Origin of the sequence: Mesorhizobium sp. B3-1-9, assembly GCF_006439595.1 — a bacterium.
Classification (GTDB): domain Bacteria; phylum Pseudomonadota; class Alphaproteobacteria; order Rhizobiales; family Rhizobiaceae; genus Mesorhizobium.
This window is the reverse complement of the sequence record NZ_VFTJ01000040.1, coordinates 1-11075: the sequence shown is the minus strand read 5'-3', so window position 1 is coordinate 11075 and position 11075 is coordinate 1. Positions and strand designations below refer to the sequence as shown.

At 62.8% G+C, this 11075-nt stretch carries 10 protein-coding genes and 1 pseudogene; 8 read left to right on the top strand and 3 right to left on the bottom strand.

The window, feature by feature from the left end:
• Positions 1 to 82 precede the first annotated feature (82 nt).
• A complete protein-coding gene (locus tag FJW07_RS31260) occupies positions 83 to 790 on the bottom strand; it encodes an outer membrane beta-barrel protein (protein ID WP_140860867.1) in 708 nt (235 codons plus the stop codon).
• A gap of 382 nt (positions 791 to 1172) precedes the next feature.
• Here FJW07_RS31260 and FJW07_RS31255 point away from each other — a divergent pair, with 382 nt between their 5' ends.
• The gene (locus FJW07_RS31255; RefSeq protein WP_140860865.1) at positions 1173 to 2693 is read left to right on the top strand and encodes a LysM peptidoglycan-binding domain-containing M23 family metallopeptidase; all 1521 of its coding nucleotides are present in this window, start codon (positions 1173 to 1175) and stop codon (positions 2691 to 2693) included.
• Positions 2694 to 2828: 135 nt separating this feature from the next.
• Here FJW07_RS31255 and FJW07_RS31250 read toward each other — a convergent pair whose 3' ends face one another.
• A complete protein-coding gene (locus FJW07_RS31250; RefSeq protein ID WP_140860863.1) occupies positions 2829 to 3701 on the bottom strand; it encodes an ATP-binding protein in 873 nt (290 codons plus the stop codon).
• Between the two features lie 266 nt (positions 3702 to 3967).
• Here FJW07_RS31250 and yajC point away from each other — a divergent pair, with 266 nt between their 5' ends.
• The 7 genes from yajC (at position 3968) to FJW07_RS31215 (ending at position 10851) form a co-directional block, all read left to right on the top strand.
• Positions 3968 to 4306: a preprotein translocase subunit YajC gene (yajC, locus tag FJW07_RS31245; RefSeq protein WP_140830714.1), complete on the top strand. Its 339-nt coding sequence runs from the start codon at positions 3968 to 3970 to the stop codon at positions 4304 to 4306.
• Between the two features lie 52 nt (positions 4307 to 4358).
• Positions 4359 to 5372: a hypothetical protein gene (locus FJW07_RS31240; RefSeq protein WP_140860861.1), complete on the top strand. Its 1014-nt coding sequence runs from the start codon at positions 4359 to 4361 to the stop codon at positions 5370 to 5372.
• 89 nt (positions 5373 to 5461) lie between these two features.
• Entirely contained in the window at positions 5462 to 8011 is a 2550-nt protein-coding gene (gene secDF / locus FJW07_RS31235; protein WP_140860859.1) for a protein translocase subunit SecDF, read from the top strand.
• Positions 8012 to 8136: 125 nt separating this feature from the next.
• Positions 8137 to 8526, top strand: a complete 390-nt coding sequence (locus FJW07_RS31230) for an Mth938-like domain-containing protein (RefSeq protein WP_140646714.1) — start codon at positions 8137 to 8139, stop codon at positions 8524 to 8526.
• Positions 8527 to 9393, top strand: a complete 867-nt coding sequence (locus tag FJW07_RS31225) for a phytoene/squalene synthase family protein (RefSeq protein WP_246680930.1) — start codon at positions 8527 to 8529, stop codon at positions 9391 to 9393. It begins immediately after the preceding gene.
• Positions 9394 to 9475: 82 nt separating this feature from the next.
• Positions 9476 to 9901, top strand: a complete 426-nt coding sequence (locus FJW07_RS31220) for a hypothetical protein (RefSeq protein ID WP_140860858.1) — start codon at positions 9476 to 9478, stop codon at positions 9899 to 9901.
• Entirely contained in the window at positions 9901 to 10851 is a 951-nt protein-coding gene (locus FJW07_RS31215; protein ID WP_181182784.1) for a sterol desaturase family protein, read from the top strand. Before FJW07_RS31220 ends, FJW07_RS31215 begins: the two co-directional genes overlap by 1 nt.
• A 7-nt stretch (positions 10852 to 10858) precedes the next feature.
• On the opposite strand, the pseudogene FJW07_RS31925 reads toward FJW07_RS31215, so the two are convergent.
• A pseudogene (locus FJW07_RS31925) lies at positions 10859 to 11075 on the bottom strand (hypothetical protein); the annotation flags it as partial.

Sequence of the window (11075 nt, the reverse complement as noted above, 5' to 3'; positions counted from 1 at the left end):
GCCAACTTCATGGGCTTCGTCAAACTCGCCGCTATCGCCATCTGGCTCAAATAGTTAAATCGTCACCACCGCCTAGCTTTTCTCAACCGTTCCAGTGGAAGTTCAGCCGCAAGCCGACCAGATCGACGTCCTGGCCGATCCGATCCGTGCCGAACGGAAAGGGCAGCCCGACTGCCGCGAAAGCAGTGGTCTTGTCGGGCATGAACAGGTGATCGTATTCGATTGCGAGTGACCAATTCGGGGCGAAGCCGTATTCGAGGCCCGCGCCCAGCGCGCCTCCCCATCGGGTCTGATCGCCGGTCTTGCCAGCGGGAATATCCGGGGGAAAGAGGACCTCAAAACGGTCGTGAGTCACAGCCGCGCCGCCTTTGACGTAAAAGAGAGCGTTGTCGACGCTGTATCCGACCTGGGCCGTCAGCAGCCCAAACCAGTCGACGCGGGAACGATCTATAAAAGGGGGAATGAATTCGCTGACATTGGAGCCGTTCAGATCGGCCCAGTTGCCTTGCGCTTCGAGCCCGAACACCCAGTCGTTGCGCTGCCAGCGATAGCCAAGCTGTGCGCCGACGGTGCCGCCGGTGGCGTTGTGACAGCCCTCACTGAAAGACAGGCCGGCAAGTTGAGCGTCCCAGCATGAGTGGCTCGATCCCCAGCCGCCATTGGCGCCGATGTAGAAGCCACTCCAGTCATAGCTCGCGGCGACAGGCGTTTCGGTGAGATCGGCGGCGGATGCAGGCGCAGCCGCGCCCAAGGCAGCGGCAAACGCCGCGGCGACGAGAAAACATTTCATTGAAGGACCCTCCCAAGTTCCCTGACGGTATCGGAACCCGATCCGGAAATCCCGTTACCTGGAAGCAACACTCGGGGATATTTGAATCCAAACTATACTTGGATAGGAGACTGCGGCGTCCGGGCCGATCACTTCGATGTTCGGCGATTGAACTTTGTTCCCGGCCTGGCAAATGAAGCGAAGCCCGCGGTCCCAAGAACCAGCCGCGAATGCGCCGGAAAGCCGAGATGTCCGCGTCGCCGTCGCCCGGATTTTGGCCGCGCCAAAATTTCCGCCAATGTTTTAAGAAAATTTTCGCCGAATTCTAATGGGTTAACCGGCCAGTAACATTAACGCGCTTTAATTACAGCCAGTTTGTACCGGGTCTGTGCGGGTTAGTGCGATGCAATTCAATCACTTGAAGGCAAACAGACGCAATCTGGCGCGCGGTTGCGCTGTCCTGATGATTGCCGGCGCGGCGGCCGGGTGCAGTTCCCAGTCGATGCGCTTCAACGGTGTCGATGATGTCTTCACATCCTCCACCAACAATCAGCGTGCCATCATCAACAAGCAGAATGTCGACCAGCCCTATCCGGGCGATACTGTCGCGCCTGCGCCGGTCGACGGCACGCATACCCAGTCGGTGAGCCGCTCGAGCCTCGATCCGGTTACAGCCCAGCAATTGCCGCCTCCCTCGGCGCCGGCGCCGGCAAAGCCGATGCGTACCGCTTCGGCTCCCGCCCTCGCGCCGGCTCCGGCGCTTGCTCCCGCGCCGCATCTCGACAGGACGGCCACCGGCACGGTTGCCGCGGCCAAGCCGTTCAAGACCGCCGAGCCCGATGCGGGCGCTGCGCGGCACGCGACCGAAATCGTGGTGCGGGACGGCGAGACACTTTCGGGCCTGGCAGCGCACTACCATGTGCCGGCCGATGCCATCGCCAAGGTCAACGGGATCGATCCGAAGAAGGGCATTCGCAGCGGCCAGAAGATCGTCATCCCCGCCTATGCCTATTCCAGCAAGACGGAGCCAAGGGTCGCCGAAGGCAAGCCGACGAACACGCCGAAGCAGCCCGCGCCGGAAAAGGTCGCTGTGCTGCCGCAGCAGCCCAAGGTCAAGGACGGCAAGTCGGCCGCTCAGGTCGATGCATCGGCCGCGGCCAGCGGCTCGAAGAACCCCAAGCCCGCGCCGCGGATGGCCGAGGCCAAGCCGGCCGGCGCCGGCGGCTCCTACACCGTGCAGCAGGGCGACTCGCTGTCCTCGATCGCCAGGAAGACCGGCGTCAGCGTCGTGGCGCTGAAGCAGGCCAACGGCATGCAGGACGGCCTCCTCAAGATCGGCCAGACGCTCAAGGTTCCGGCCGGCGGCACGGTCGCTGTCGCAGCGGCCAAGGCTGCCGCTACCACCGCCAAGCCGGCGGTCGATCCGGTGACCACGGCGACGACGCAGCCGCCGGCGAAGACTACGCCGTCGCAGACGCTCGCCTCCTACACGCCGCCGAAGAAGGACGCCAAGGTCATCCAGCAGGCCGAGGACGACGATGCGGTGGCACCCGACGCGACCGGCATCGGCAAGATGCGCTGGCCGGTGCGCGGCCGCGTGATCTCCGGCTTCGGTTCCGGCAAGGACGGCGTCGACATCGCGGTGCCGGAAGGAACGCCGATCAAGGCGGCCGAGAACGGCGTCGTCATCTATGCCGGCGACGGTCTCAAGGAATTCGGCAACACCGTGCTGGTGCGGCACGAGAACGGTCTGGTCACCGTCTATGGCCATGCAAGCTCGATCGAGGTGCAGCGCGGCCAGAAGGTCAAGCGCGGCCAGGAGATCGCGCTGTCCGGCATGAGCGGCACGACCGACTCGCCCAAGCTGCACTTCGAAGTGCGCAAGAATTCGGCCCCGGTCGATCCGACCGGCTATCTCGAATAGAACAAGAACCGTTTTGCGGGCCGCCTGACCTCCAGTCCGGCCCGCCGTCTTCAGCCCGCTCCGAAAGGAGCGGGCTTTTTCAGTTTTTGTTTTGGCCGTGAGAACCGAAGGTTCGGTTCGCGATCATGGCCAGGCCTAATCCTTCAGCGGCTTGCCAAGCCGGCCGGCGAGATCCTGGGTGAACTGCCAGGCGACGCGGCCGGAGCGGCTGCCGCGCGTGGTGGCCCATTCCAGCGCCTCGGCGCGCAGCTGCTCGGGGTCGATCGCCAGGCCGTGATAGCGGACATAGCCGTCGATCATGTCGAGATATTCATCCTGCGAGCATTTGTGGAAGCCGAGCCAAAGGCCGAAACGATCGGAAAGCGAGACCTTTTCCTCGACCGCTTCCGAGGGGTTGATGGCGGTCGAGCGCTCGTTGTCGATCATGTCGCGCGGCAACAGATGCCGCCGGTTGGACGTGGCGTAGAAGATGACGTTGGTGGGGCGGCCCTCGACGCCGCCTTCGAGCGCCGCCTTCAGCGACTTGTATGACGTGTCGTCATGGTCGAAGGAGAGGTCGTCGCAAAACAGGATGAACCGATAAGGCGCTGCCTTCAGGAGGCCCATCAGCTTGGGCAGCGTGTCGATGTCCTCGCGGTGGATCTCGATCAGCTTCAGCGGCCGGTCGAGCTTGTCGGAGGCGTTAACGGTGGCATGCACGGCCTTGACCAGGGACGATTTGCCCATGCCGCGCGCGCCCCACAAAAGCACGTTGTTGGCCGCATAGCCGGATGCGAAGCGCTCGGTGTTGTCGAGCAGGATGTCGCGCACGCGGTCGACGCCGCGGATCAGGCCGATGTCGACGCGGTTGACCTTGCGCACCGGTTCCAGAAAGCCAGGGTCCGCCTGCCAGACGAAGCAGTCGGCAACGCCGAGGTCGGTCTGCGGAACCGGCGGCGGGGCGAGGCGGGAAACCGCCTCGATCAGGCGGTCGAGTTTCTTGTTCAAGGCGTCCAGGCTGTCGGTCATATCAGGTCTTTTTGCTGTGGTATTTCAGGATGTGGGAGCAGCTTCCACGGCGTCGCTGCTAGAACCAAGTCCAAGCTTTTGTTGGAGCATGATCTTTCGGTGGCCTCGAAGCGGCTTCCGCTGCGACGCTCTAGCACGCCGCAAACGGCTGGAAAAGCAACGGATTGGCCTCGCAGCGCAGTTGCATTGGCAAGTTTACCGACTATATTCCGGCCAAATTTTCGCGGGGCCGCCCCGGCGGTATTTCACCATCCAGGAGTTTCTTGATGTTCGTTACACCGGCATACGCCCAGGGCGTCGGCGCTTCGCCAGACATGCTCATCTCGATTTTGCCGTTTGTCCTGATTTTCGTGATCATGTATTTTCTGATTATCCGGCCGCAGCGCGGGCAGCTGAAGAAACGCCAGGAAATGCTGGCGGCGGTGCGCCGCGGCGACACGGTGGTGACCGGCGGCGGCTTCGTCGGCAAGGTGACCAAGGTGATCGACGACAATGAGCTGGAGATCGACCTTGGCGGCGGAACCAAGGTGACCGCGCTGCGCTCGACGATCTCGGACGTGCGCGTCAAGGGCGAACCGGTGGCGAACCAGAACGCCAAGAAGTAGGCGAAATCCCAGCGGTGATGGCCGCGGGCAGGGTTCTGACGAACGGCGGCAAATGGTCTATCTTTCGCGCCTGAAGGTCATTTTGATCGGGCTTGCCCTGATCTCGATGGTCTTCGGCGCGTCGAATGTTCTGGCCGCAGTGCCTGGTGCGCATATTGTGTTTCACCTGGATACGGACCAGGTAAAAAGCCGCCGGCTGGAAGCAGTGCGCGACCAGATCAGGACGCTGCTTCGCGATGCCGACCCCAGGATCGACTATAGCGGCCTTGTCGTATCGGGCCTCACGGTTCAACTGCGCCTTGGCGATCCAGGGCAAGTCGAGGCCGCCAAAGCGGCACTCAAGGCGGTGGTCGATCCCATTGCCGGCAAGGAAGGCCCGGTCCAGGAGTTTGCGCTGGACGACAGCGAGCGCGGCCTGTTGAAGCTCACCATGACCGATGCCGGCGCGAAGTATCAAACCTCTGCCGCGCTCGCACAGTCGATCGAGATCATCAAAAATCGCCTCAACGAACTTGGCGTGGCCGATTCCGCGGTCCAGTTGACGGATGACGGCATATTGGTTCAGGCGCCGGGCGTCGCGGATTTGCACAGCCTGGCGCAAACCCTTGCGCGGCAAGGCCGACTGAGCTTCCAATTGGTCGATACGTCGACGCCTGTGAACGATGCGGTCAACGGCCAGGCGCCTGCCGGTTCAAGCGTGCTTTACACGCTGGATGATCCGCCAGTTCCCTATCTGGTCGAAGACCGGGTGCTTGTGTCGGGTGACAGCGTTCTGGACGCGGAAGCGATCCGCGACAGTTCGACAGAGCAGTTTGTCGTCGCATTCCGGCTCGATTCCAAGGGTACGCAACGTTTCAAGTGGGCAACCACTCGGAATATCGGCAAGCCATTTGCGGTGATTTTGGACGGTCAGGTGATTTCGGCACCTATGATCCGTGAACCCATCGAGCACGGCACCGTGCAGATATCGGGAAATTTCACGGCCGACAGCGCCAAGGAGCTTGCCCTGTTATTCCGCACCGGCGCGCTGCCGGCGAGATTGACAATCGTCGAGGAAGCACGATAGGGCCGACCGTGGTTGGAACGAAAACCATAGCTGATAATCTAGCCGATGGCGGAACGCTGCCGCTTGTACGCCTGAACGGATAAGAACGAATGCTCTATTTCTCGCGCCTGAAGATGATCCTGATCTGGCTCGCCGTGGCCATCACAGTGATCCTCGCCGCGCCCAACCTTTTCCCGGCAAGCACGCTGGCGCAACTGCCGAGCTGGGTGCCGAAGCGGCAGATGACGCTCGGCCTCGACCTTCAGGGCGGCTCGCACATCCTGCTGCAGATGGATCAGAACGACCTGATCAAGGATCAGCTGCAGACGACGCGCGACGAGATCAGGACGCTGCTGCGCGACGCCAAGATCCAATATACCGGCCTTGGCGGAACAGGCCGAACCGTGCAGGTGCGCATCAACGATGCGAGCCAGGTCGAGGCCGCCAAGACAGCGCTGAAGCCGATAACCAACCCGGTCACGGCCGGTCTGTTTGCCGGTGGTTCCGTGCAGTCGATGGCGCTGGACGATTCCGAGCCTGGGCTGTTGAAGTTCACCGTTACGGATGCCGGCATCAAATATCGAACCTCGACCGCGCTCTCGCAGGCGATTGAAGTGGTGGAGCGACGCGTCAACGCGCTAGGCACGACCGAGCCGATCGTGCAGCGGCAGGGCGACGATCGCATCCTGGTCCAGGTGCCCGGGCTCCAGAATCCGCAAAGGCTCAAGGACATTATCGGCCAGACCGCCAAGCTGACGTTCCAGATGGTCGACACGTCGGTGCCGGTCCAGGACGCGATGAAGAATCGCCCGCCGGCTGGCGACTCGATCCTTTATTCGCAGGACGATCCTCCGGTTCCTTACCTGGTCGAGAACCGCGTTATCGTCTCGGGCGAAGACCTGTCGAATGCGACGCCGACTTATAATTCACAGACCAATGAGCCGGTGGTTTCGTTCACCTTCAATTCCCGCGGAGCGACGCGGTTCGGCCAGGCGACCCAGCAGAATGTCGGCAAGCCGTTCGCCATCGTGCTCGACAACCAGGTGATTTCGGCGCCGGTGATCCGCGAGCCGATCCTCGGCGGTAGCGGGCAGATCTCCGGCAATTTCACGGCCGAGAGCGCCAACGACCTCGCCGTCTTGCTGCGCGCCGGCGCCCTGCCGGCCAAATTGACCATCATCGAAGAGCGTACTGTCGGCCCCGGCCTTGGTCAGGACTCCATCCACGCCGGCAAGGTGGCGGGTGTGATCGGCTCAATCCTCGTCGTCGCCTTCATGTTCGTCGCCTACGGTTTCCTCGGTTTCATCGCCAATATTGCTTTGGCCGTGCACGTGGCGATGATCGTCGGCGCGCTGTCGCTGCTCGGCGCTACGCTGACCTTGCCCGGCATCGCCGGTATCGTGCTCACCATCGGCATGGCGGTGGACTCCAACGTTCTGATCTATGAACGCATCCGCGAGGAGCGGCGCAACGGCCGCTCGGTCATCCAGGCGATCGACACCGGCTTCTCCAAGGCGCTTGCGACAATCGTCGATTCCAACGTCACCTCGCTGATCGCGACCGTCGTGCTGTTCTTTCTGGGCACCGGTCCCGTGAAGGGCTTCGCCATCACCTATGCCATCGGCATTCTGACGACGGTCTTCACCGCCTTCACCTTCACCCGCATGCTGGTGTCGATCTGGCTGCGCCGCGCTCGTCCGAAGGAATTGCCGCGCGCGCCGGTCACCTTCATTCCGCCGGGCACGAAGATCCCGTTCATGGGCATCCGCCGCTGGACATTTGCTCTCTCCAGCACGTTGTCGATCCTGTCGGTCGTCGGGTTCCTGACTCTTGGCATCAACTACGGCATCGACTTCAAGGGCGGCTCGCTGATCGAGGTGCAGTCCAAAAAGGGCGATGCCGATCTTGGCGATATCCGCAGCAGGCTCTCCGAGCTCAACATCGGCGAGATCCAGGTGCAGCAGTTCGGCGCGCCGAACGACGTGCTGATCCGTGTCGGCACGCAGGACGCCGGCGAGAACGCCGAGCAGACCGTCATCGACAAGGTGCGGGGCGAATTGCAGGACCAGTATGATTTCCGCCGCGTCGAAGTGGTGGGTCCGACGGTTTCCGGCGAGCTCGCCAAGCAGGGCACCATCGCCATGCTGATCGCTCTGGCCGGCATCCTGCTCTATGTCTGGTTCCGCTTCGAATGGCAGTTCGCCGTTGGCGCCATCGTGGCCACGGTGCACGATGTGGTGATGACGATCGGCTTCTTCGTCCTGACAGGACTTGAGTTCAACCAGTCGTCGCTGGCGGCGATCCTGACCATCATCGGCTATTCGCTGAACGACACCATCGTCGTCTATGACCGCGTGCGCGAGGATCTGCGAAAATACAAGAAGATGCCGCTGCCTCAGCTCTTGAACAACGCCATCAACGAGACGCTGTCGAGAACCACGCTGACCTCTGTCACCACGTCCCTGGCGCTGTTGGCGCTGGTGCTGTTCGGCGGCGAGGTGATCCGCTCCTTCACGCTGGCAATGCTGTTCGGCGTGGTGTTCGGCACCTATTCGTCGATCTTCATCGCCGCGCCGCTGCTGATCCTGTTCCGGTTGCGGCCGCAGGCCGCCACCGAAGAAGAGAAGAAGCCGGTGAACGGCAAGGCCGTGGCGACCTGACGCCGTCAGAGCCGGATGATTTCAGGTCGAGCCGACCTGAAAATCATCCGGCTCTAAATCAAAGAGATAGAGCATGATGTCGTCCGAAAACCGCTCCACACTTTTCGGCATCATGCTCTAGACCCATGGCCAAAGGCATCATCATCCGCGAGGCGCATTTCCCGGGCAAGGCGCCGATCGAGGCCTATGGCAATGGCGGCTTCCGTTTTGCCGACATGTCGCATCGGGGCTCGCTGCTCGTCCTGCCGTCGGGCATCCATGGTTGGGAGCCGGCCGATCCGCTGGCGCTGAAGGCCTCGGATTTCGACAGGCTGTTCGCCGAGGCCGGCAGGGTGGAGATCCTGCTGGTCGGCATGGGCAAGGAATTGCGGCCGCTGCCGGCGGCGCTGCGCGCCGCGCTCAAGGAGGCCGGGATCTCGGCCGACCCGATGTCGACCGGGGCGGCGGTGCGGACCTACAACGTGCTGCTCGCCGAAGACCGCGCGGTGGCCGCTGCGCTGATCGCCGTCGACTGAATGGCCGGCACGTCCAACATCGTCAAGAATGGCGACGTCGTCATGGATGCGGTGCGCGCCGCCGACCATGACCGGTATCTGTCGGCGCTCTACGCGCCGGCCAACAGGCGCGACATGCTGCTCGCGCTCTACGCCTTCAACGCCGAGATCGCCAGCGTGCGCGATCGCATCCACGAGCCACTGCCGGGCGAGGTCAGGCTGCAATGGTGGCGCGACGTCATCGCGGCCGACGGGCCGGAGGAGACCGGCCATCCGATTGCCGATGCCCTGAAGGCCGCGATCGTCGGCAATCATCTGCCGAAATCCGCTTTCGACAACATGCTCGAGGCGCGGATCTTCGACCTCTATGACGATCCGATGCCGTCGCGGACCGACCTCGAGGGCTATTGCGGCGAAACGGCCGCTGCACTGATCCAGCTTGCGGCCATGGTGCTTGATCCGGTCGTGGCGCCGCGCTTTGCCGAACTGGCGGGCCGGGCCGGTTGCGTTCAGGCCATCACCGGCCTGCTGCTTCTGCTGCCGCTGCATCGTCGGCGCGGCCAGTGTTTCGTGCCCGCGGACATCCTGGCGGCCGCCGGCACGACGCCGGAAGAGTTCGTCAAGGGCGAGGGCGGGCCTGCCGCGGAACGCGCGGTCGCTGCGATGATCGCGCTGGCGCGGGAGCATCTCAACGCCTTCGAGAAAGGCGCGCCGGCGCTTCCTGTCGCGCTGCGGCCTGCTTTCCTGCCGTTGGCGCTGACGCGCGCCTATCTCGACAAGATGGAGAAGGCGGGCGGGTCGCCGCTCGGCTCGACGACGACGCTCTCCACCCTGCGCCGCCATTGGCTGCTCCTGCGTCATGCGATGCGGGGCTGGACGCCCCTTTGACGTAAACGTCAATCATGCTAGGGATTCCGTCTATGTGGACTCGCGTCGAAGAAATGCGGGCCGCCGGAGGAGTAGCCTTTCCATGAGCCTGCCAGTCCTGGTCATTCTTGTCGTGTTCGGCATCGCCTTGTCCGTCGCCGCCGTGCACTTCACCGGCGGTACGACGACCGCGACGCTTGCCGGACCGGATCAGGCGCTCGCACGCTTTGCCGAGGATTTTCCCGACGAAAAGCCGGGTGTCGTGCGGCTGACGGCCGACAGCCATGCCGCGTTCCTTGAGCTAGGCCCGCAGCGTTGCGGCATCGTCCAGAGCATAGGCGACTGTTTTCTGACGCGCATCGTCACGCCGCGAGACGTTCTGGCGCTGGCCAGGGAGGGGAATGTGGTGTCGATGCGGTCGAACGATTTCACCTGGAAGGGCGGCACGTTCGTCTTTGCCGACGAGGCCGGCGCGCTGGCCGTGGCGGCGGCGCTGCAAGGCCGTGATCAGATCCGAAAGGCTGCGTGATGGATGAGTATAATTTCCCGCAGGTCACCCAGCTTGCCATTCCGTTCTTCGTCGCGGCGATCCTGATCGAGCTCTGGCTGGTGCGCAGCGGCCGTGCCAAGGGATCGTTCGAAACGCGCGATACGCTGACCAGCCTGATGATGGGGACCGGCAATGTCGTCGCCGGCCTGCTGCTCGGCGTCGTATCCTACTGGGCGCTGCTGTGGCTCTGGCAGTTCCGGTTCTTCAATCTCGGCCTGTCGATCTGGGTGTTTTTGGCCGCCTTCCTGCTCGATGATTTGCGCTACTATGTCTATCACCGCATCGCGCACCGGGTGCGCTGGGTGTGGGCCGAGCACGTCAACCATCACTCCAGCCAGCACTACAATCTCTCGACGGCGCTGAGGCAAAGCTGGACCGGCCTGTTCACCTTCACCTTCATCCTGCAAGCGCCGCTGGTGCTGCTCGGTTTCCATCCGGCGGTGATCGCCTTCGTCTTCGGCTTCAACCTTGTCTGGCAATTCTGGATCCATACCGAGACGATCGGCAAGATGTGGGGCTGGTTCGAATTCATCTTCAACACGCCCTCGCACCACCGCGTCCACCACGCTACCAATCCGCGCTATCTCGACGCCAACTATGCCGGCACGCTGATCATCTGGGATCGCATGTTCGGAACCTTCGTCGAGGAACTGGAGCAAGACCGGCCGCGCTACGGCATCGTCAAGAACATCGGCACCTTCAATCCGCTGAAGGTGGCGTTCCACGAATGGATCGGCATGTTCAAGGATGCGCTGGCGCCGGGGCTGACGCTTGCCCAGCGGTTGAACTATCTCATCCAGCCGCCGGGCTGGAGCCATGACGGCTCGCGCGATACGTCCGAGACGCTGAAGGCGGCTTATGTGCGGAGGAATCCGGGAGAGGCAGGAAAGCCGGGATTGCCAGGGATGGGTGCCGAGCCGGCGGAGTAAGACCCCTTCAGGATGGAGCGCTCGACCCACCGTCTCGAATCAACGTCTCGTAGTCGCGACCGCCGTAGAAGATGTTGATGATGCGAACGACATCGCTTTCGACAACATAGGTGATGACGGCAGAATGCTCGAAAGGGACGGTTCGCAAGCCTAGGCCGTAGTGACGATTTAAGGAATTGGGATTCCCACAGGCCGGCAAATCAGATTCAACACTGATTTTTGGG

Excerpts from the sequence above, each read along its gene's own strand:
- FJW07_RS31260 (WP_140860867.1), bottom strand. The coding sequence starts at position 790 with ATGAAATGTTTTCTCGTCGCCGCGGCGTTTGCCGCTGCCTTGGGCGCG.
- FJW07_RS31255 (WP_140860865.1), top strand. The coding sequence starts at position 1,173 with ATGCAATTCAATCACTTGAAGGCAAACAGACGCAATCTGGCGCGCGGT.
- FJW07_RS31250 (WP_140860863.1), bottom strand. The coding sequence starts at position 3,701 with ATGACCGACAGCCTGGACGCCTTGAACAAGAAACTCGACCGCCTGATC.
- yajC (WP_140830714.1), top strand. The coding sequence starts at position 3,968 with ATGTTCGTTACACCGGCATACGCCCAGGGCGTCGGCGCTTCGCCAGAC.
- FJW07_RS31240 (WP_140860861.1), top strand. The coding sequence starts at position 4,359 with ATGGTCTATCTTTCGCGCCTGAAGGTCATTTTGATCGGGCTTGCCCTG.
- secDF (WP_140860859.1), top strand. The coding sequence starts at position 5,462 with ATGCTCTATTTCTCGCGCCTGAAGATGATCCTGATCTGGCTCGCCGTG.
- FJW07_RS31230 (WP_140646714.1), top strand. The coding sequence starts at position 8,137 with ATGGCCAAAGGCATCATCATCCGCGAGGCGCATTTCCCGGGCAAGGCG.
- FJW07_RS31225 (WP_246680930.1), top strand. The coding sequence starts at position 8,527 with ATGGCCGGCACGTCCAACATCGTCAAGAATGGCGACGTCGTCATGGAT.
- FJW07_RS31220 (WP_140860858.1), top strand. The coding sequence starts at position 9,476 with ATGAGCCTGCCAGTCCTGGTCATTCTTGTCGTGTTCGGCATCGCCTTG.
- FJW07_RS31215 (WP_181182784.1), top strand. The coding sequence starts at position 9,901 with ATGGATGAGTATAATTTCCCGCAGGTCACCCAGCTTGCCATTCCGTTC.